The sequence below is a fragment of the Halocatena marina genome (assembly GCF_023276375.1).
In the GTDB taxonomy this organism is placed as follows: Archaea; Halobacteriota; Halobacteria; order Halobacteriales; family Haloarculaceae; genus Halocatena; species Halocatena marina.
The window spans coordinates 349,062-371,202 of sequence record NZ_JALLPK010000002.1; the positions used below are offsets into that span (position 1 = coordinate 349,062).

Here is a 22,141-nt window from a genome sequence, read left to right on the forward strand (position 1 = left end):
GGCTCGATCAGAACGGTAGAACGTACGACCGCTCTGGTTCAACAGTGATGGTCAGCGACGACTGGTGGCAGACGACCGAGGAGCTGTTTTCTTTGCAGATATCGATAACGAGTACGTCCAAATGATCATTGTCCTCTCATGTTACGAGCTCTCTGATTTCGAGAACGGCCAGTATGCCAACGAGGCGATTCTCTCGACTGATGGTGGAGCATCGTTTGACCGAATTCTCAAAGTTCCTCTCAAGACCACAGACGCAGCGAATCTCCATATCCACGATGTCGAGTACGATCCGTATGTCGATCGGATCTGGGTTGTTGTCGGTGACAGTGGCAACTCACAGATGTATTGGAGCGACGACCTCGGAACCTCTTGGGAGACAATCGCCGATCAGGATGAGGTAACTATGCTCACACAGATAGCTGCATTCAAAGACTGCGTTGCGTTCGGCACCGATGGAGAGCCAGAGGGTATCAATCGGTGGACGAATTGTTATGCGTACTCCGAACAGAATCGATGGTACTTCTGAATCATCATTAGTCTATGCACATTTTCTCCTGAATCGGATACAATCAATTTTGCAATAATATCTGACTTGATTGATATTTTTGTCTCACCAGGAAGCAGTACTCCTCGTCCTTCCAGAGGAGTTTCAAAGCCCCGAGAGTACCATCGAGCGCTGATATACAATCTTTTCTACTCCTCTCAAGCAGTAACTTCGAACATCGCTCTCGTTGAGTATTCGAGTAGCGGATCTGGTTGACCAGCTTCTTCGATCAAGTAGTGGATGCTCTGATGAGACTATCGCTTGAGCCCCGAGACAACCTGACAATTCAACGCATGGAGTGTACGGAAAAGTAATTGGATAACAATCGTAGGATACGTTTATCGATAATGTCAATTTTATCTATGAATCGAACTTCAAACTGAGGCACTCTGTATACTCATATGGGTTGAGTACCCCGACGTTACGAACGTACAGTCGTAAATGTGACGGACGATGAAATTATGACGATGGAAGTGAGACTACTCTCTCACTTAGTGTGTTCGGTCTCACCGAATCTTCTCATAGATCCTCTCCAGACACTTCAATAGCAATTCGAGGAAAAAGAAAACAAATAACTATGATATGTAACAGTTCATTTTGAGATTATACTATTGTACTCATTCTACACGCATCTTTCCGTTCGATGAGAGAGAACAAATACAGAACACGTTGTATTGATGTAATTCAGGTTCAGTCGTGGGAGCAGTTGGTTCTCGCACTCTTTTGAGTTCGAGATTCGTTCCAGTGTGTACATCTGTTAGAGACGCTTTCGTGAGTACGTTATAACTTCATTGTTGTAAGAGACGTTTCTGAGTCATCTCCATGCTCAATATTCTCTCATCCGTTACAATCGTCGCGTTGTAACTGCTTACTATTAATTCGACTGTTCGGTGTGACAAAACATAATTCAACAAAATAATTCATTGTGTAGAAAACACTCTCATTTATTTGAGTTCAGCAGATTTCGACGGACACAGTGTGCATAGACATTCTCTTGGTTCGGTGTCACCAAACACCTGAAGAGTGGCAAAGCAGCGGTGATGTTGCTGTTTCGCATATTCTGATCCCCGTATGTTTAGTAGGAGCACTTCTACAACGGACATATGAATTCTGGTCACAGCGAACGTAGCATGGTAAAATCAGACGAAACCCTGCTGTCCATCATCGGATATCTCCGTGAGGTAGATGGGGCAGGAGTTACGGAAATTGCAAATCAGCTTGATTTGGCGAAGAGCACCGTCTACGACCATCTCGTCACGATGTGCGAGTATGGGTTCACCGTCAAACACGGAACGGTCTATCGCCTTGGTCTCCAGTTCTTCAACTACGGCCAGTACGTTCGAAACCAGTCTGAAGTGTACGACGCCACAAAACCGGTCGTCGATAGATTAGTCGAGGCGACAGGAGAGATGGTGTGGCTCATCGGGCACGAGAACGGGCGGATGATGTATCTCTACGGCCATGCAGGCGACACTGACATCAACGAAAACACTCTCATTGGATCGTGGGCGTACATGCACTGTCATTCCGGTGGAAAAGCCATTCTCGCACATCTCTCTGAGACAGAGGTTGATCACATAATCGACCGCCACGGTCTCCCTGCCAGGACAGAAAACACGACGACCGATCCTGACGAACTTCGCGCGGAACTCGAACAAATACGCGAGCGAGGATACGCGCTGAACTTAGGCGAGGATCTTGAAGGGATTCACGCCATCAGTGTACCACTCTTGTTCGACGAGAGAGTTCTGGGGGCGCTCGCAATTGCTGGCCCTGCACACCGGGTGACACAGGAACGGTGTGAGACTGAACTCTCCGAAGAACTCTTTGCCGCCAGAAATGACATCGAACTGAATTTCGTGTACAGCTAGCTGCGAGCAGAGCATTTCTCACCATCTAATACCACCCAACAGGTTGATGGTATTCGTCTCAACGACACAGTTGGTTACGACGCAACCGGCGTCGAATAGTACTGTCGCAAGCGGGTAGACAAGACCCATCTGCAGTCGAATGACCCGTTCAGCTGACGCTCTGCGGGCGAGGACGACTCCGATAACCAGGACAGAGACCGCGAAGAGGGATGCAGCTGGGCGGATAAACGAGATGACCCAACCGGAAATGAGATCTATCATACAGCACACAAGAATCCATTCACCAGTGTTGCTCGTCGCTCACCAAGCGCTGCTGGGACGGTTCGTTTGTTTATCGACCAGTCGAAGACGAGGTCGAGTCGGTCGATGGATGCCTTGATCGCGGCCAACACCACGATGAAAATCGTTGTAATACCAATGACAGCCGGAGTGCGTGGTGTTGGCAGAGATCCCCGCCAACGAGTGCAAGCGCGATCCCGATCGGATTCTTCTCCATGGATGTGTGCATTGACGTATTCGTCGACAACGTGTGCGGAGTAGAGAGCCGTCCCGACCGTTCCCGCGTGGAGAGCCGCGAGTGACAGAGAGTGTCGATGCGAGAAGTCCGCCGAAGCCCGACATTCCGATTGCTGCAATCATGAATGCAGGCTTCACCCGCAAAATGAGTGAACCGTCGAGGACACAGTCGTGTTCGGTGACCATACAGCCTGTTCGACGAACCAACGAAAAAGCGTGATTGGTTCGAACGCGCAGCGGCGGACTCTTCCCTTGTGAGGTAGCCATCAATTCCGCTACAATAACCGACACAATTATATTCACATGATGATGTTAAATAACATACTCTAGTCAGCTATGAAGTATGTAGATGGGTTCAAGCGGACCGTGCGGGTACATGGAAATAAGACCGCAATCGTAACCAGCGATGGTCATGAGTTCACTTACGATGAGTTCGACCGTCGGAGCACGCAGTTGACCAACGTCCTTACAGAGCGTGTTGGCACTGCTCCGTGTGCGACTCTAGCGCTGAACAGTCCGCTGGCGGCAGAGTCGATGATTGCTGGACACAAACGCGAGGTTCCGACGGTGCAACTCCCGTATCGAGGGACGACTGCTGAACTAATCACGATGGCCGAGTCGGCAGACGCGAAAGCACTGCTTTTCGACGACGCTAACGCCGAGACAGCCCTCCAAATGCTCGACCGAGGCAATTTCGAGTTTGCACTCCACGCCGGTAACGCCGACCTTGACGCTGCTAGCGTTGAGTCGTACGAGCCAATGCTCGACGCCGCACCAGATTCGGAGTACGCCGATCTCCCGATGGACGGGATGACAAACGTGTTCTTCACCAGCGGAACGACGAGTCAACCAAAAGGTGTCGCTTTCGACGGCGAACAGATGTGGCTGGGTGCCTATCAGGGTGTCATGGAGCACGGCATCAATCAGACCGACATCGCCATCGTGACGACGCCGTGGTACCACATGGTCACCTCCGACGCGTGGCTGTTCCCCCATTGGTTAGCGGGAGCGACGACAGTACTTCATGCATGCTTCGATCCCGAAGAGGTACTCGAACTCGTCGAACGACACACGGCGACCGGACTGCTAGCAGTACCGATCCAACTCGAAGAAATCAACGATGCGTACGAACAAATGGCAACCAAAACGGACTCGCTCCGGTACATTCGAACGGGCGGGGCAATCGTCTCTGAGAAACTAATCGAACGCACCACGGAACATCTCTCCGAAGGCTTCTACAACACGTACGGAATGACCGAAGGTGGGCCGAATCTGACGTTTGCTCATCCCTCGGCTCAGTCTGATCACCCTGGGACGATCGGGAAAGCGTCGTTCTCGTGGGAGCTTCGTGTCGTCGAGACGGTCCCGATCACCGGGCATCCCGACCCGGAGGCGACGGTAGACGCCGGAGAACGCGGGGAGATTATCGCTCGCGGACCGGGCATGCCTGACGGGTACCTCGATAATCCCGAAGCAGCGGCGAAGACGTTCTTCGGCGAGTGGCTCCGAACGCGGGACGTCGCTTGTATCGACGAAGACGGCTATCTTTGTATTGTCGACCGTGTCGACAACATGTTCACCAGCGGCGGTGAGAACATCTATCCGGCCGAAGTCGAACGGGCGATCGAGTCGCACAGCGCAGTTGATGAAGTGCTCGTTTTCGGTCTCGACGACGACTATTGGGGGAAGAAAGTCACTGCTGTGGTCGTCACTGACGGCACCGTCGACGACGACGACATCGATATATACTGTAAGTCACATGAATCACTGGCAAACTACAAGCGGCCCCGCGAGTACGCACTTCGGATTGAACCGCTCCCTCGAACTGACACGGGGACCGTCGAGCGCTCGCGCGTTATCGGAAAGCACTTCGAATAATGTGACAATTCGACCGTTCCGGTCGCTTCTCCGTGTCATCAAATGGACGCTGATATCCTCTGTTTGTTGCTGTCCGCGATACGAATAACAGGGCTGGGTTCATACAGGTGATAGTACTTCTCAACGACTTCCGCGCTGCGCTGGCGGTGTACTTTGCCGAAGATGCTCGACCGATGTTCGGTATCCAACTGACGGGGGCGACATGTATTTAGCGTTTCCACTGTCACATCGTGATATGGCCGAGTTCGAGAATCCGTACGCTGAGGAGGATCCATTCGTCCAAGCACACTTCGATTGCCTAGATTGTGGTGGGAAACTCTGGGAGTATGCCATCCAACGACAGATGGTCTGTGAAGACTGTCGGTCGGTGTTCCGTTCCAGCGACATCTTCGATGCCCAAGTGTAGAGCCACGCAGTTGCGCTCGTGTTGGCACAGACCGCCAACACACTTATCGTGGTTTGTGCTAACAACATGATATGGCCCAGAACGAGCCAGAGGAACTCCTGGAGCTGAGTTCCAACACGAGGAGTATTCTCGAAAAGCATGGTCTCCGTCCATTATGGGAGGTCGAAGATGACTTCGGAAACGTCATCGACGATCTCCAAGCGGATATCTGGAAGTGGGACGATATCCAGACTGTCATCGACAGCATCGAGCAGGACGTCCCAATCGCCGACTTACCGCCAGGATTCCAGCGCCGCGTCGCCGTCCCTATCAACGCCGCATTCGGGAACGCGATTTCGAACACTATCTATGTCGGCGTACAAACCGTCTCACCCGGTGAGACGGCACCCGCCCATCGACACGGTGCCAACGCCCTTCGATTCACTATCGACGGCCACGAGGATATGAAAACCGTTGTCGCGGGTGAGGAGTTCCCGATGGAGAACAACGATCTCATTACGACGCCACAGTGGGAGTGGCACGACCACGTCAACGACTCCGATGAGACGGCCGCATGGCTCGATGTACTCGACCTCCCGCTCATCCTCGACTCGATGAACGCAAAGAACGTCTTCGAGAATCACGAACTCGAACGGCAACCTGTCACGAAGACGCAGGGTTACTGGGACTCTCAGTACGGTCGCGCCCGGTCTGCCGAAGAGTCGAAACATAACTCCATCCCCGGTCCATTCGATGGAATCCGCGAGGCGACGCCGCCGTACCGTTTTCGCTGGAGCGACGTTTTGAAGACACTCCATCAGCGAGCGGACAACGACGAACCTGACCCGTACGACGGCTACTGCCTCTCGTACGTCAACCCGGCAACCGGACAACCACCGCTGTTCCCGACGATGTCGTTCCGTGCGCAGTTGTTGAACAATGGACCGACCGACCCGCATTTTCACAACGCGACAGAGGTCTACTTTGTCATCGAGGGAGAAGGAGTGACACATGTCGATGGCGAGGCGCTGGAATGGGGTCAGTGGGACATCTTCGTCGTCCCACCGGATGGGACTCATCACCACGAACCGGACGACGAGGCTCTCCTCCTTGGGATGACGGACCGTCCTGTATTCGAAGCGTTCAACTTCTACGCGGAAGCCGAACCATCGACGTAAACGATTTAATGGCACACTGACAGCTGTAGCAGCTTATAAAAATATTCACTTCCTATGTGTTTGTATATTTGGATAAAAGAGGAGGTGTGTCATCATGTATCACTCAGCAAAAGCCTACATCTCATGTGTCGTGATGGAGAAAACAGGCTGGCGACCGAGGGTGATGTGCACGTCGTGTTATTGAACGATATGCACGTCGTCGTAGTGAGTCCGGAACGCGAACCAGAGGCCGTGACGTCCGGGAATTCGTTTCCGGGTATCGCCTCCGGTCGAGACCAGTTCGGTTCGAGTAACCGACCACAGCGTTCCATTGGCGTCGATGAGGCCGTCGTCGACCCGCTCGACCGGTCGAGGCGGTGCTTTGTAGACGGCCACGTCGCTTGTCGCATCGAGCACTGCAACGATGTCCCGACCGTCGGCCTCGCTTGCGACGACACCTGACTCCGACACCGCACTGACCGGCACCACCCACACCTCACTCCCGTCGCTCGACGGGAGTCCGTAAACGTCTGCCTTCTCGGGTAATGTGCTGTCCTCGCGGTGTACGCCTGGTTGTACGATTTCTTCCTTATTCCAGTAGTGCTCGAAGAAGCCGATATTACCGTCATACTGGGTGTAGTCGTAATCGAAGCCTGTCTCGATATCGAGTGCGAGCGTCTCGGGATACTCAGTCTTCCACTCGTTCCACGTGGTCTGCGTGATCGGGAACTGATCGAGAACGAGATCCGGATGGCTGTCGAGGAACGGACCGCCTATCGGAACGCCTGCGTGTTGGTCCCACAGTGTCTCTGTCTCTTCGTCGTACATCACCTTGTTTCCTGAGGCGAGCATCCCTGAACTACCAAAGGTGTGTGTCTCGTCTTCCACGCGCCGGTCATAGAGGATCGGGGCGTTACAGAGCGTACAGTAAGTGAGACTCACTGGGATATCCTGTAGCTCGGCATTGAGCAGCTCATGCGGAAACAGTACCCACCGAGGAACAGCGTACTGTACCCCACCGAGTTCAAAACCGAACACGATGTCGTCGTCTTTGAGGTATCGCTCGAAATTCGTCTTTTTGATGTCCTGACGCTGATCTGCAGTGGTCGCATCGCCAGCATCAACCGCCTCGCTTGCGACGAAGTCGGGACCATTCAACGCAGCAAGAAACGACCGATCGCAGTTCCCCCAGCGGATTTCCTGCAGGTCAAACGATCGAGGAGTACAGTCGAGTAATCCACCGACGGGTGGCAGATACGAGTGATAAAGTTGGAGTTTCCACTCGTCGAATCCCGACAGCGGTTCGATTGATTGTTGGGAATACCACGACTCCCACTCGACCCACGCGTGCGAAGAGTCGAAGTTTGGTTCGGCGAGCATCGCCAGTGCGTCGGCTACCCCTGGCCACGACACCGCTGGGAGTTCGAGATACCGTGGTGGGTCGTGATTTCGGAGGACAGCCGGAAAGCCGAACTGTTCCCAGTCGTTGGCGATACTGTCGATGACCAATAGTTCGAGCAGGTGCGGAATTACTCGCTCGTCTCCGCGTTCTGTGAGCTCTTCGATGGCAGCAGCGTGTGCGTTGGCGTCGCGGACTAGTAGCTGGTCGACGAGCCGATGAAGTCGCTCAGTTGAACTATCCGTAGTCTCGTTTGACATCCAGTTTCATACTTCTGGGAACAGATGCTAAAAAGTATCTGTCCGTTAATCGACCGTCAGTTCTGTCCCTTGTTGATATCAATTCTCTGTCCATGTCGTTTCGTTACAGTGATCAGCAACTATTCGATATTCTCGATCTGGGTATCACTGGTTGTACCGTCGGTTTTCGTCTCCTGCCGGTGTATTTGTGCGTAAAACGGGACTGTGGACGCCACGCGGCCCCCTCGATTTTATTAGTGGGTGCTCACAATAGATAGATCGTCGAATGAGTGATCAGCAGTCATCAACCCCAACACCTCCCGATTCGGTGCGTCACGGTGCCGGGATGCGGTTTCTCACACAAACCGATCTTGAGATTCCAACTCACCAGATCGTCGCTCCAGACGGGAGCTACGAAGCAGCGGCCGTTCCAGCCCTCGACGACGAGCAGTTCAGGGATCTGTATCGCTGGATGCTGACTGACCGCGTATTCAGTCGTCGGATGGTGAACATCCAGCGCCGCGGCGAACTCGGAACCTTCGCCTCTACCCGTGGGCAGGAAGCAAGCATCATCGGAAGCGCGTTTACCTTCCAACCCGCCGACTGGCTCTTCGTCGGGCGGGCGTGGACGCCCATGTTCATGCGTGGTGCGTCGATGAAAGACATGATACTGTTCTGGCGCGGTATCGAGGAAGGACAGAAAGCCTTCGCGGAGCACAACTGCCAGATCGCCATCTCAATCGGATCACAACTTCCCTTAGTGTCGGGCGTCGCCTGGGGAATGCGCATTGCCGACAACGACGCTATCTCTGTCGCGTATCTTGGCGACGGTGCGACGAGTACCGGCGCTGCCCACGAAGGTATTAACCTAGCAGGCGCGTTAGACTTGCCAGCCCTGTTCTTCTGTCAGAACAACCAGTACGCGATCTCCATGCCATTTACCGAACAAACTGGCGCGAACACACTTGCTCAGAAGGCACTGGCATACGGACTCGATGCGATCCGTGTCGACGGTCAGGACGTTCTCGCTGTCTATGAAGCTGTCTCGAAAGCTCGTGAGCGGGTCAAAGCGGGCAAGCCCGTATTCATCGAATCGGTCACCTACCGGCTCGACGCCCACACCACTAGCGATGACCCGACGCGGTACCGCGAGGACAACGAAGTTGAAGCGTGGGGGCAACTCGACCCGATCGAACGGTACCGCTCATTCTTAAAGAAAGAAGGGCTCTGGGACGGTATCGACCACGACGCTATCGTCGAGGAGATCGAAGCGGAATTCTCCGCAGCGTTAGAAGCAGCCAACGCGTTCGAAAAACGGAACGTCTCAGAGATGTTCGCCCACGTATACCAGGAGATGACACCCGAACTGCGCCGACAACTCACGGAATTCGATGATCTGCTGGATCGTCAGCAAGAGATGTACGATTACATCGAACAGCGGCCAAAAGGATAATTATGCGAGCTACAATGGTAGAGGCGGTCAACGATGCATTACACACAGGGATGGAAGCCGACGAACGGGTCCTCGTCTTCGGTGAGGATGTCGCCAAGAGTGGTGGTGTTTTCCGGGCGACAGATGAATTACTCGAAACGTTCGGGACTGATCGCGTCGTCGACACTCCACTCTCAGAGATCGCTATCGTTGGTGGTGCAGTCGGCTTAGCGATGTACGGCTTCCGGCCAGTCGCGGAGATTCAGTTCTCTGGCTTTTTACCTCCAGCGTTTGATCAGTTGGTGACGAACGCGAGCCGCATCCGGTGGCGGACCCGGGGCGAACTCAGCGCACCACTGGTGGTTCGGATGCCGTACGGTGCAGGCGTCCGTGCGCTTGAACACCACTCAGAGAGTCTCGAAGGAAGCTACTCGCACATTCCCGGCCTCAAACTCGTCATTCCGAGCACACCGCACGACACGAAAGGACTGTTGTTGAGCGCTATGCGTGACCCCGATCCGGTGTTGTTCATGGAGCCAAAACGCATCTATCGCTCGTTCCGCGACGACGTTCCCGAGAACGATTACGAGATCCCCATTGGTGAGGCCACCGTCCGCAAACAGGGATCGGCTGTCACCGTCATCTCGTGGGGGTCGATGATGCCGTCGACGCTAAAGGCGGTCGAAGAACTTGACGCCGACGCGGAAGTTGTAGATCTCCGGACGATTTCGCCGATGGATACCGAAACTGTTGTCGAGTCAGTAAAGAAGACCGGTCGCGCAGTGATCGTTCACGAGGGCGCACGGACAGGCGGTGTCGGCAGTGATATCATCGCCCGCATCAACGATGAAGCGCTGATGTATCTTGAAGCACCCATTGAACGCGTGGCCGGCTTCGATACCCCCGTCCCGCTGCTGTCGATGGAGGACTATTACGTCCCGCATCCGCCACGGATCCGCGACGGCATCGAACGGGCCCTCTCAGACTAGGCCTTCGGAGCCACGTCCATCTCCTCACTGTCGCCTCCTCGAATTAGTGACGGCGGTCCGTTTTCAATAGCTCCACTGGCGAGCAGAAACGATCGGATTGGACGAGACTCGCCATCACGACCCCACAAAACCTCACGATCGAAGTTATGATGGATGAACTACTATTCGATCCTCGTGTGTCTATCTTTTATTATAGAATTAATGCCAGTTGTGTTCCTGAAAGATGAATGCAAACGGACCGTATAACACCGACCAGAAACACGGGATCGGAATTTGAATTCAGAGACACTCATAAAATAAGTTGAAAATAATTACATTCTAGCACGTGTGCGAAGTATCACACGAAATGATGCACACAGTGAGCATCGACGTTCGTCATTGCACAGTGTTTTCGCTTTAGGAGTTCCATCTGAAACTCGTCGCCGGCAGGGAGATATTCACATCGATAGTGGTGTGTATGGGTTCGGTGGCCATTGCCGCCTCGTTGAACGAGATTCATCGCCACGAATCGAAGGGTGAGGTCCCTCTCTGAATAGCCGAACCACCGATATTCGATGCGCTCAACGTCTCCACCGAGGTGATGGCAGTCCAACGTCGTTGCCGATAGTAGCTCCAGCGTAGACGCAGCCGATCGTAGACGACTGCCGTCGAAGCGTTCCTCTGTGAATGAGAGCAGCTGGTATGTTTATGTACGACGCGCCACGAGATGGTTGTATGGCAGCGTTCGAGACCCCGAACACGCAGACGAATCCATTCGTCCGAGCGCACTTCGACCGCTTGAACAGCAGCGAGAAACTGTGTAAGTACCCAAACCAAGACAAGATGGTGTGTAAAGACGATGGAGGATTGTTCGGTGCTTCGAAGGTAGTCGGCGATTCGCTCGAACATGAGTAACCAATCAGTCCCTCCTGGCGCATCTGTCGAGAGCTCCGATGAGAGAGTGAACTACGACCACACGTCTGAGGATATCGAACAGCCAACACTCGGTTCAGAGCTTCGTGAACGAGTTGACGGCGATGTACGGTTCGACACCTACACGAGACAGATGTATGCGACTGACGCGAGCGCATACGAAGCGACACCTATCGGTGTCGTGTTTCCGATATCGACGGCGGATACGGCCGCGGTCGTCTCCTATTGCGCTGATCGTGGAATTGCTGTTCTCCCACGTGGAGCTGGAACAAGCCTCGCTGGACAGGCCGTCAACGAAGCCGTCGTTCTCGATTTCACCCGGTATATGGACACTATCGTCTCTGTCGACGCTCCCGCTCGTCGCGCCCGGGTTCAACCAGGAGTCGTGCTCGCAGAACTCAACGACACACTCGCATCTGATGGGTTGAAGTTCGCCCCGGATCCTGCGGCAGGCGACCGTAGCGTGATCGGTGGGGCTATCGGAAACAACTCGACCGGCGCGCATTCGCTCAAATACGGAAAGACCGATGCCTACGTTGAGGAGTGTGAGGCCGTCTTGGCGGATGGGACGGTGACGACGCTTGGTGAGACCGATCTCTCCGACCTCCGAGAGCAGGCCGATCGGGATGGCACACTTCTCCAGCGCGTGTACGCCCAAGTTATTCGCATCGTCGATGATGGGTCGAATGAGATACGAGATCAATTTCCCGATCTGAAACGCAACGTCTCAGGATACAACCTCGATGTGCTTGTCGAAGAAGCCGAGACTGGGACTATTAATCTCGCGCGTCTCCTCGCGGGCAGCGAAGGGACACTGGCCGTCATCACAGAAGCTGCGGTGTCGCTCGAACCGCTCCCCGAGACGAAGGCAGTGTCGCTACTGTTCTACGATAGCGTACTCGATGCAGTGACTGACGTACAGTACGTCCTCGAACACGATCCCGCGGCGGTCGAACTCATCGATGACGTGCTCATCGGACTAGCACGCGATACCGCCGACTTCGAAGCGATTGCCTCCCTTCTCCCGGATGGCGCACAAGCGGGACTGCTCGTCGAGTTCTACGCCGAAGACGCGAGTCACGGACGGTCGCAGACTGCCGGACTCCTCACGGACCGAGTTTCTGACGATGCTACTAGTACGGATCCTCCATCCGATCATCCTGAAACCGAACAGACGTACTCGTTCGCCGGATTAGAAGCTCACAGCGAGTCAGACCGAGAGCAGTTCTGGAAGCTTCGAAAGTCAGGTCTCCCGATTCTTCTCTCGCGGACGTCTGATGAGAAACACATCAGTTTCATTGAGGACTGTGCGATTCCCCCCGAGCATCTCCCTGAATTCGTCGATCGGTTTCAATCCCTTCTCGTAGAGAAGAACCGCGCTGTCGACGCAGCGTTCTACGCACACGCCGGTCCCGGCGTTCTGCACGTTCGCCCGCTAGTGAATACGAAAGCTGTCGCCGACCGTCAGGACATGGTCGACATTGCCGACGCGGTAACTGATATCGTTGTCGAGCTCGGTGGAAGCGTATCCGGCGAACACGGCGATGGCCATGCACGAACGCAGTGGAACCGGAAGCTGTACGGTGATGACGTCTGGAGCATGTTCCGCAATCTGAAGACCGCGTTCGATCCGGACTGGTTGCTCAACCCTGGGAACGTCTGTGGCGATCACGATATGACCGAAAACCTCCGGTACGATGATGAGTACGTCTACGACGCGGGATTTGAGCCGTCGCTCAACTGGGAGAACGAAAACGGGATGCAAGGGATGGTTGAGCTCTGTCACGGCTGTGGCGGCTGTCGCGGGAGCCAAGAAGCGTCCGGTGGGGTCATGTGTCCGACGTACCGCGCTGCCAACGAAGAGATCACAACAACCCGGGGTCGTGCAAACTTGCTCCGACAGGCGATGAGCGGAGACGTCCCCGACGATCCGACAGATGACGAGTTCGCTGAGGAAGTGCTCGATCTCTGTATCGGTTGTAAGGGTTGTGCCCGAGATTGCCCGAGCGAAGTCGACATGGCGAAACTGAAGACAGAAGTCATGCACGCCCGTCATCAAGAACACGGCGCGACATTTCGAGATAAGCTCTTTGCGAACTTCGATACGTTGGCTCCGTTCGGGAGCACGCTTGCACCGCTCTCGAACCTCGCTCTGTCGATCCCCGGGGCCGGAACAGTCGCAGAAATGACGCTCGGGATTGCGCGTGAGCGAACGCTTCCGTCGTTTCGCCGCGAGACGGTACAAGATTGGTTCGAAACCCGCGGTGGATCACACATCTCCAAGGACGATGCCGAACGAAGGGCAATATTCTTTGTCGACAGTTACACCAATTACTGTCACACTGACGTCGGAAAGGCGACGATTCGAGTACTCGAAGCGACGGGTACTCACGTCCAACTCGCCGAGCGAACTGATAGTGGAAGACCAGCGCTCTCGAAAGGATTTATCGAGCAATCTCGTGAAACGGTCGAAAGCAACGTCGAGGAACTCTCCCCACGCGTCCGAGACGGGTGGGACGTCATCCTCGCTGAACCGTCCGATGCCGTGATGTTCCAGTCCGATGCTCTTGACTTACTCTCCGGAGACGCTGTCGAGTCGGTCGCAACGAACACGTACGGTGTCTGTGAGTATGTCGATACGTTCCGACTTGATGAGAATATCGACTGGGAACCGGTGGCTGCGTCGATCGCTTATCACGGCCACTGCCACCAGAAGGCAATCAAGAAAGACCACCACGCGGTTAGCGTGCTCAGACGTGCCGGGTACAACGTCGACCCACTGGATTCGGGGTGCTGTGGAATGGCTGGAAGCTTTGGATACGAAGCAGAGCACTACTCACTGAGCAAATCCATCGGCAACATACTCTTCGAACAGATCGAAGAGAGTGGAGCGACTGCCGTCACGGCACCGGGTACGTCTTGTCGGACGCAGCTCAGTGAAGAGCGCCTCGAAACAGTTACCGCTAAGAGTTCGCTGACTGGCACTGAACTGGACCGTGATGAGCCTCCGACGCCGGTCGAACTGCTTGATCACTGTCTCCCGAGATAACGTATCGGTGTCCGACCGAGTATCTGTTTGTCCTTGCGTTCGGTCCTGTCGGTGCCGTCATCGAATTGGTACAGATTTTCACGAACAGCATGATTTATACGTTTACTGGCGAAAGACAACCCCATGCGATTTGTCCGATTCAACCAGGATTATCTGGGACTGTTGACTGACGACGACGGTATCGTCGATCTCACAGATCGTCTCGATCTCGACAGCGAGGACCCGCTCGTCGAGTTCATGAACGGCGACTACGACGCGAGTGAGTACTCTGATGCTGACCCAGACTACGACCGAAGTGAGGTCGAAATCGGCTCACCGGTAGCGTATCCCGGGAAGGTCATCGCCGCGCCATTGAACTACGAGAATCACATCGAAGAAGCCATTGCTGACAAAGACATCACCACCGACGAATGGTTCTCGATTACAGACAAGGGGTACTTCATGAAAGCGCCGTCGAGCGTTATCGGTCCCGATCACGGCATCGAACTGCCGTTCTCGGATCGTCGCGTCGACCACGAAATTGAACTCGCGTTCGTGATGGGTGAAGATACCAAAGATGTTCCCGCCGACGATGCCTGGGAACACATCTTCGGTTACACCATCCTGCTCGATATTTCGGTCCGTGGCGACCAGGATCGCTCGAACCGGAAGTCCTACGATACGTTCACCGTCGTTGGACCGTGCGTTGTCACGGCTGATGAAATCGATGACCCGCAGAATCTGGATATGCAACTGAAACTCAACAGAGAGACTCGCCAAGACGCGAACACCAGCGATATGGTCTACACCTGCGCGGACGTCGTTCAGTACGCGAGCATCGGTACGACTCTCGAAACCGGCGACATCATCACTACGGGTACGCCAGCGGGTGTGAGCGAACTCAACGACGGCGACACCGTGGATGCCGAGATCGAATCCATTGGTTCGATGACGGTCGGCGTCACACAGCGAGATCTATCCTTTGAGGACGTGAACGTCCAGAAAGGCGGACAGTAACCCAACAGCGCAGCACCTCTTCTTCAACACGGTACACGCGGGACAGCGAGGGAAATTCTCACTCTGTGTATACGTGTTTGTATGGGAGGTTCAATGCTGCTGTCTGAGTAAGCGCAGGGAGCCGAGATTGAGAAGATCGAATAAGAAGGTTCAGTGAGCGCGGCCCTCGAAACGTTGGTGGAGACGTCTTCATCAAGAAACTGCACGTAGCTGCAGTCTGTTTCTTGGCTAAACAACTGATCGTGGCGAAAACACTATCATTGTCTTGGGTCAACGGAGGAGTATGGCTGTCGAAGCATTGTTGCAACCCGATGGTATTGTTGTCACCGGTGTCTCGAACATTGAAGCCTCCTTCGACAATGAGGCGCTGTCTACGGTTGTCGACACGGAGGAGAACTGAGATGTACGACCGCGTCTGGACAGTACGGTTCTCTGATACTGATCCGTTCGGTATCGCTCACTACCCTCGCATTGTGGATGCACTCCACGAGACATCGGACATGTTCATGCAAGAGATTGGCTTTCCGTTTTGGGAAATCTCCCAAGAACGTGGCTTTGGCCTGCCGCTCGTGGAGATGAACTTCGAATTTGAGAATCCCGTCGAGGCCGGTGATGACGTTACTATCGAACTGACGCCGTCGCTAAGCACCCGGAGTGTCAGATTTGAGTACGTCGCGCGCTGTAACGGGGCGGTGATGTTCTCAGGGTACGAACAGCGCGTTTGTGCACAGAAAGACGGTGGTGCGATAGAACTGCCTGATGACCTCCGGACTGCGATGGAAGTATACACAGACAGTTGAATGGAATAATTCTCGCGGCCGACTCGAACCTCATTCACCCGAAGACGGTCGTACGAAGTTAACTCGCGCTAGTTGAGTGTGTCATTAGCGTTGGTATGAATTCAGTGACTGTCCTGTTACGTCCACCGTTCACTGATTCCTCCGATCACAGCCCGAGCTGGGATGCAACCCAATAGTCACGAACAGCGAACAACATCTCTCGTTCGTCTTCAAAGTCGGTCGTTTCGGCGACGAATGCGTTCCATTCGTCGCCCGGAACTAGTTCCAGCTCGTCGGCTGAGGTGGCAGGTGAAGGACTCGCTGCAACCATCCCATCGAACGTGTCGAAGTCTGTGTATTCGGTCAGAAACTCATCGCTGAATAGCTCTGTAAGCGGGATCTCATCGTGCTCATCTAGGGCTTCTTCTGCGCTTGGAAGGGTTTCCGCAGATTCCGCCGCTGTTTCCAAATTCGTCTCGAACACCATGTTGGCACGTTGTTAGACAGGCTGTAAAAGTTCATGGTAGTGGCAAGCATCTATGTATGTGTGGTGACATTCACTGGGACAGAGCGATTACAGCGATGGCGTCGCAATGACGCTCGTTCTCATCGGAACTGATGGGAACACAGTTCGCTCGGTAGCCCCAAGAATGCCGGCAGATACTGGTGTCGGCGATCGGCTGTACCGTGAAACAGATACTAGTCGCCCGAAATAGAGTCGATGAGCGCTGCAACAGCCTGTGCGCCGCGTTCGGGCGTATCGAACGTTGGAATCCCTCTTTCCTCCATTTGCTGACGCTCGTCTTCAAGCGCGTGGTCGGGGCCAGCAACTGTGAAAAGAATCGGCTTCTCGACCTCCTCCGAGAGTGCCTCCAACTCGTTGACAGGGTACCCCAACGAGTCTTCGTATATTTCGTAGACGAGAACGATATCGATGTTCTCGTCACGTGCGACGACATCGACGACTTCTCCGAACGCTGGCATCGGTCGTCCAGTGTCGACAGGGTTCTCTGTGTACGTGATTCCAGGGAGAAGGTCGTCCAGTCGCTCTCGCGTCTCGCTCATCAGCTCTGGGAAGGTTGCTTTCGTTCCCTTCAGATAATCCGTGATGATGATTCCCGGGCCCGCTTGGGCCGTCACGACCCCGACATTCGGGCCGTCTGGCGTCGGTGAGTCGGCCAGAACCCTCCCAGCATCAATCAGCTCAGTTGTCGAACTGACGGATACCAAGCCGTAGTGGTTGAATCCATCCTCATAGCGGGCGTTCTCCTGTGCGGGTGCTGCCGTGTGCGCGCGAGCGAAGTCGGCGATGTCGTGCTCACCGACTTTGAAGGCGGCAATCGGCGTATCAGCCGCCTGAGAGACGCTCAGGAGATTGTCAATATCCTCCGTTCCCTCAACGTGTAAGACGATCGAATCGGTTCGTGGATCGTCGTCGAGCACCGGAATCAAGTCGGCGAACGTTGTGTTCATCCGATTCCCAAGACCAAACATCGCTGAGACACCGTAGCCTTCTCGAACCAGCTGGAATGACAGAGTGATACCGACGCCAGCACTCTGAGTGACGACTCCGACGCTTCCGGTCTGAACGTCTCGAATACGCGGGACGAAAGAGCCGTACAAGTCTAGATGCGGAATCGCATATCCTGCTGTATTCGGTCCGAGGACGGAAATATCGTACTTTTCAGCAATTTTCTCGGTTCGATTTTGAAGTTCGTGGCCCTTCGCACCGGCCTCGGCAAATCCGCCAGCGAAGATCACGGCAGCGCCGACACCCGCTTCACCACATTCTTCGAGAACGTCTGGCTGGAGCTGTGCCGGAACACAGCAGAGGGCCAAATCCGCATCGGTTTCGTGGACCGAGTCGACGAACTCGTACCCGAAAACGGAACCTGAACTGGACGGATTCACGGGACAAATCTCGGTGTCGTAGGCCTCAACGTTTGACATCGCGTCGTTCCCGAGTTTCCCCGGTGTTTTCGACGCTCCAATGACCGCGATACCGTCGGGTTCGAAAAGGTCTACCACGCTCATACACGGTAGAATAAATACTGTGTCATAAACTTCAGGGTTTTTGTTGTGCGTATCCCAGAGGTACTCATTCTTGATGGGATCTCCCCAACGCCTGAGAGTTGCTTAGTGCGATTACAGAAACCCAATGAACACGGCAGCGTGGATTAAGAATGCAGTGATCGGGATGAGGAGTGCCGTTCGCATCACGAACAACACAAAGAGATCGCGGAACCGAATCGGGACATCATCAAACATCTCTACCATCATTGGGGCCGACGCAGCGAAGAAGATCGCCTGTGAACTCACCACGACCACGACGAATACTTTCGTAATCATGTCCGCTCCGACGGCGAACGTCGCACCGATGAACATCTCTGCACCACCGAGAATCAGCGATGTCGCGGCCATCTGTGGATCTGGAATGCCAAATGCTGACAATACAGGGACGAGTGGTGCCGCCAGTATCTCAAAAACTGCGGTGTACTCGTTGAGTATCACAGCGGTCATCCCGATTGTGAGGATCGTTCCGAGCATCATTCCGGTTAGTTTCAATCCTTCGATGAGTCCCACAAACGCCGATCGTGGAATTGAAGCGCCTTCTTTAGCTGTTTGGACTGCCTCGCTGAGCGCAAATCGGAAATAGTCGCGAACCGACCCGCTGAATTCCGGTTCCGGATCCGGATCTGTGACGAATTCGTGTGGAACAGTCGAAAGCGGTGGAATCCGAACGAGAATAATCGCAGTGAGAACCACGCTAATCAAGTACAGGAAGACGACAACCGGAAACACATTGAGAATATCGAGCACAGCGGTGATTGCTCCGACCGTTCCGAGATTTCCAGTGGCAAAACAGGTACAGATGACGAATACTTCCCGTTTGTTGTATCCGCCACGGTCAAACACGTTCCGCGTGAGGTAGTATCCAATACTGAACGAACCGAGCCACGACGCTGCACTGTCGAGTGCTGCACGACCGGGAAGATCGAATACGGGATTCATCACCGGCTGAGAGAGTGTTCCGATGAATTGGAGTCCACCGAGCTCAGCGAGTAGATTGACGAAAATCGCTCCGATTGGAATCACGAGCGCGATTGTCAACAGGAGACCTCCCCAGACGATTCCCGACGTATTCTGGCTGAAGAGCCATTCCGGACCACTTCCGATCAGAATAGGAATTGCAATGACGATCCCAGTGACCCGAAATAACCAAAAAATATTGGATGTCTTCCAATACTCGAGCTCTAATCGATCACCAAACGTCATGATTCCGTGGTGCTCGACCATCGCAATACTCGTGAGGACACCGCCAGTGAGCACCACACCGAACGTGAAGTACTCAAGGAGGGTCGGAAACGATACTTGTAAAATATTGACGACAACGTCGAGTGGAATTGTCGTTTGGCCTTCCCACTGAATCGGAAACAGAAAGAAGAATGACCCAACTCCGAATGCAAGAATGAATCTCAGTAATGGCTTTAGCTGTGTTTGTATTAGATTAACGTCCTCGATTGTTTTCGTCTCTGCTTCAGCGCTCTCTCCGGACATATGCTCGTCATTCTCCCACGTGGTGCTACCAAACATGAATCGACCATATTTGCAATGAATGATAAATTTTCTGGTTATCACATTTTTTGATAATCTATATGTAATAAATATGTGCGTTGGGTAAGACGGTGTGTCCGTTTGGGTTCTGTGATGGGCTCTGAACCGCAGAGCCGTTATTTCTCACAGGCTGGTGTCATTGCACAGTACAATCTGATAGCCGTGCCGATCAACAAACGACTGTCTGCTGTTCAGTAGAGTCTCGACGGATTGTTGCGACCACAACGCTTATCATCATTTCCCCAAGACATTTTCCCATGACCGGGGAGACGACAACGGAGTCTGTACTGGTAGCTGGCGCTGGACCGGTAGGAATGACAACGGCGTTAGCGTTACACGCGCGGGGAGTGGAGGCGACGGTTCTCGAAGCAGAGTCTGCAGACCGCGATCGATCTGGGAGTCGGGCAATCTACGTTCACGGATCGACGCTCCGGACGCTTGAGCGGATTCATCCGGGTCTTGGAACCGGCCTCGTCGAAGAAGGAATCGTCTGGCCGACGCGACGGACGCTCTTTCGCGGAAAGGAGGTGTTCTCGCGGACGTACGATTCCCCCGGCGGTTCGGGTGATATCCCTCACTTCACCAGTATACCACAGGTTGTAACCGAACAGCACATGCACGACGCACTTGCCGACGTCGGCATTGATATTCACTGGGATGCGGAGGTAGACACTGTAACGACGTCTCCCGACGGTGTCCGTGTTGGAACAGCTGACGGACGTAAATGGGAGTCTGCATTCCTCGTTGGTGCCGATGGCGGTGGCTCGACGGTCCGCAACGAGATCGGCGCGAACTTCGATGGCGACCAATCCGAGAACGCCTTCATCATCGCCGACGTTGGGGAAGTCGAAGACGATCCACGTCCGCCCGAGCGGATGTTCCACTACGATGCCCCAGATGCAGATGGACGGAACGTGCTGCTCGTTCCCTTTGCTGGCGGCTGGCGACTCGATATCCAGTGTATCGAAGGCGACGACCCCGAAGAGCTCTGCAGTGACGAACGGATGCGTGAGTTCGTCCGCGATATCATGGGTAAGCGCTATGCGGATAATCTGGAGTGGGTTTCGAGCTACTATTTCTTGCAAGTGATGGCTGATGCCTTCGTTGACGAACACCGGCGTGTGCTGCTCGCCGGTGAGGCAGCCCATCTGTTGGCGCCGTTCGGTGCCCGTGGTATGAACTCTGGAATCGCTGATGCTGACGAGGCCGCCTCAGCGATCGCAGCTGCAATCGACGCCACGACCGAAGCGGTCGTCCGTGACGAGGTAGAGCTGTACGCAGCACGGCGTGAGAAGGCTGCTGAATTCAACCTCACTGCGGCCGGTCAAGCGCTAGAGTATCTTCAAGGTGAAAACCCGGTGACGGTCCTTCGAAAGGAGGCGGCTGCCTCGTTAGCAGACCACTTCGAGACTGCTGGTGAGTGGCTCGATGACGCACCGTACGGTCCCCGCGGAACTCCGCCAATCGTCTCGACCGGAAACTACTGATCGTTGCTCACAGGCCGATGGTATCCCCGTCAACGAAGGCCCAGCAGGATAGTGAATATTAGGTTAATGACTGTACTTGTAATTGATCGATATCGTACTTGATGCTTCCCGGATCTTCTGTCGGAGTTGCTTTTGGTATGGATTGTTTTGGATCCGATCGCTGGGCGCGACGATGCCGACAGCGCCAAGAATATCGTCATCTGCGATAATCGGCGCGGCAATGACACCCATGCCGGTGACTTGTTGATCCCAGTCGACAGCGTATCCATCTGACCGTATCTGTTCGAGTTCGTTCTTGAGTCTCGAAACGCTGGTAATCGTCGCGTTGGTCATTTGTTCTAGTCCGTGTGTATCGATGATTTCGTCAATTCGCGCTTCAGAGAGGTGAGCGAGAATCGCCTTACCGGATGCGTGTGTGTGGATCGGTGTTCGCATCCCGGGATACATGCCGAGATCTAATGCTTGCTCACCTCGTTCATAGTGAAGGATAACTGCTCGTCCGTTATCTTCAACGTTGATGTCCGCTACTTCACCGGTTTCTGCGACTAGCTGCTGTAGTTCGTTGCGCGCGACTCTGAACAATCGGCTTCGATATTTGACTCTCGCTCCGATGGCGAGCAGCTTATAACTCAACTGATACTCTCCATCGACTCTCGTGATGTACTCCATCGACTGGAGTGTTTGTACGTAATCGTAAATGGTGCTTTGCGGGACGTCAAACCGTGCCGCGAGTTCCGCTGGAGTCACACTGGTCTGCTTCCAGAGTATCTCGATGATCTTGAACGCTCTCTGGACCGTTTTGAGTGGTGGTGTGTTGGATGTCATATACAATACTTTGATTGAGTGGTGCACTTGTTAGTTGCGATTATATCGTAACTAATACGGCAGCTATT

General features: G+C 54.1%; 19 protein-coding genes. 12 read left to right on the forward strand and 7 right to left on the reverse strand.

The features are described 5' to 3' along the window. Positions 1–64 precede the first annotated feature (64 nt). Complete coding sequence (locus MW898_RS20240) at positions 65–526, forward strand: beta propeller repeat protein (protein ID WP_248910122.1); 462 nt, start codon at positions 65–67, stop codon at positions 524–526. 1,148 nt (positions 527–1,674) lie between these two features. Continuing rightward, positions 1,675–2,415: an IclR family transcriptional regulator gene (locus MW898_RS20245; RefSeq protein WP_248910123.1), complete on the forward strand. Its 741-nt coding sequence runs from the start codon at positions 1,675–1,677 to the stop codon at positions 2,413–2,415. 18 nt (positions 2,416–2,433) lie between these two features. On the opposite strand, the gene MW898_RS20250 is transcribed toward MW898_RS20245, so the two are convergent. Next, complete coding sequence (locus MW898_RS20250; protein WP_248910124.1) at positions 2,434–2,676, reverse strand: hypothetical protein; 243 nt, start codon at positions 2,674–2,676, stop codon at positions 2,434–2,436. Then, complete coding sequence (locus tag MW898_RS20255) at positions 2,673–3,050, reverse strand: hypothetical protein (RefSeq protein WP_248910125.1); 378 nt, start codon at positions 3,048–3,050, stop codon at positions 2,673–2,675. Before MW898_RS20255 ends, MW898_RS20250 begins: the two co-directional genes overlap by 4 nt. 217 nt (positions 3,051–3,267) lie before the next feature. Between MW898_RS20255 and MW898_RS20260 the strand changes: the two genes are divergently transcribed. The 3 genes from MW898_RS20260 to MW898_RS20270 all read left to right on the forward strand — a co-directional run bounded on the left by MW898_RS20260 (position 3,268) and on the right by MW898_RS20270 (position 6,372). Continuing rightward, the gene (locus MW898_RS20260) at positions 3,268–4,809 is read left to right on the forward strand and encodes a class I adenylate-forming enzyme family protein (protein ID WP_248910126.1); all 1,542 of its coding nucleotides are present in this window, start codon (positions 3,268–3,270) and stop codon (positions 4,807–4,809) included. 235 nt (positions 4,810–5,044) lie between these two features. Beyond that, complete coding sequence (locus MW898_RS20265) at positions 5,045–5,215, forward strand: hypothetical protein (protein WP_248910127.1); 171 nt, start codon at positions 5,045–5,047, stop codon at positions 5,213–5,215. 71 nt (positions 5,216–5,286) lie between these two features. After that, entirely contained in the window at positions 5,287–6,372 is a 1,086-nt protein-coding gene (locus MW898_RS20270) for a cupin domain-containing protein (protein ID WP_248910128.1), read from the forward strand. A 177-nt stretch (positions 6,373–6,549) separates the two neighbouring features. Here the strand turns inward: MW898_RS20270 and MW898_RS20275 are convergent, their stop codons facing one another. Further along, entirely contained in the window at positions 6,550–8,010 is a 1,461-nt protein-coding gene (locus MW898_RS20275; RefSeq protein ID WP_248910129.1) for a DUF3179 domain-containing (seleno)protein, read from the reverse strand. Positions 8,011–8,275: 265 nt separating this feature from the next. On the opposite strand from MW898_RS20275, the gene MW898_RS20280 reads away from it, so the two are divergent. From MW898_RS20280 to MW898_RS20305, 6 genes are all read left to right on the forward strand, one after another. Continuing rightward, positions 8,276–9,442, forward strand: a complete 1,167-nt coding sequence (locus MW898_RS20280; protein ID WP_248910130.1) for a thiamine pyrophosphate-dependent enzyme — start codon at positions 8,276–8,278, stop codon at positions 9,440–9,442. A gap of 2 nt (positions 9,443–9,444) precedes the next feature. After that, on the forward strand, positions 9,445–10,410 hold the full coding sequence (locus MW898_RS20285) for an alpha-ketoacid dehydrogenase subunit beta (RefSeq protein WP_248910131.1): 966 nt from the start codon (positions 9,445–9,447) through the stop codon (positions 10,408–10,410). A gap of 714 nt (positions 10,411–11,124) precedes the next feature. Then, positions 11,125–11,304 carry a hypothetical protein gene (locus MW898_RS20290; protein ID WP_248910132.1) on the forward strand — a complete coding sequence of 60 codons (180 nt, stop codon included), beginning with the start codon at positions 11,125–11,127 and terminating at the stop codon, positions 11,302–11,304. Beyond that, positions 11,297–14,371 carry an FAD-binding and (Fe-S)-binding domain-containing protein gene (locus MW898_RS20295; RefSeq protein ID WP_248910133.1) on the forward strand — a complete coding sequence of 1,025 codons (3,075 nt, stop codon included), beginning with the start codon at positions 11,297–11,299 and terminating at the stop codon, positions 14,369–14,371. Before MW898_RS20290 ends, MW898_RS20295 begins: the two co-directional genes overlap by 8 nt. A 123-nt stretch (positions 14,372–14,494) precedes the next feature. Continuing rightward, a complete protein-coding gene (locus tag MW898_RS20300) occupies positions 14,495–15,367 on the forward strand; it encodes a fumarylacetoacetate hydrolase family protein (RefSeq protein ID WP_248910134.1) in 873 nt (290 codons plus the stop codon). Positions 15,368–15,768: 401 nt separating this feature from the next. Continuing rightward, positions 15,769–16,167, forward strand: a complete 399-nt coding sequence (locus tag MW898_RS20305) for an acyl-CoA thioesterase (protein WP_248910135.1) — start codon at positions 15,769–15,771, stop codon at positions 16,165–16,167. A 145-nt stretch (positions 16,168–16,312) separates the two neighbouring features. On the opposite strand, the gene MW898_RS20310 is transcribed toward MW898_RS20305, so the two are convergent. The 3 genes from MW898_RS20310 to MW898_RS20320 form a co-directional block, all read right to left on the reverse strand. Further along, positions 16,313–16,633, reverse strand: a complete 321-nt coding sequence (locus MW898_RS20310) for a hypothetical protein (RefSeq protein WP_248910136.1) — start codon at positions 16,631–16,633, stop codon at positions 16,313–16,315. Between the two features lie 212 nt (positions 16,634–16,845). Then, positions 16,846–18,180 carry a CoA-binding protein gene (locus MW898_RS20315; RefSeq protein WP_248910137.1) on the reverse strand — a complete coding sequence of 445 codons (1,335 nt, stop codon included), beginning with the start codon at positions 18,178–18,180 and terminating at the stop codon, positions 16,846–16,848. 111 nt (positions 18,181–18,291) lie between these two features. Continuing rightward, the gene (locus MW898_RS20320) at positions 18,292–19,740 is read right to left on the reverse strand and encodes a YjiH family protein (protein ID WP_248910138.1); all 1,449 of its coding nucleotides are present in this window, start codon (positions 19,738–19,740) and stop codon (positions 18,292–18,294) included. A 278-nt stretch (positions 19,741–20,018) separates the two neighbouring features. Here MW898_RS20320 and MW898_RS20325 point away from each other — a divergent pair, with 278 nt between their 5' ends. Then, positions 20,019–21,248 (forward strand): FAD-dependent monooxygenase, encoded by a 1,230-nt coding sequence (locus MW898_RS20325; protein WP_248910139.1) that lies wholly within the window; start codon positions 20,019–20,021, stop codon positions 21,246–21,248. A 63-nt stretch (positions 21,249–21,311) separates the two neighbouring features. Here MW898_RS20325 and MW898_RS20330 read toward each other — a convergent pair whose 3' ends face one another. Then, a complete protein-coding gene (locus MW898_RS20330; protein WP_248910140.1) occupies positions 21,312–22,073 on the reverse strand; it encodes an IclR family transcriptional regulator in 762 nt (253 codons plus the stop codon). Positions 22,074–22,141 lie beyond the last annotated feature (68 nt).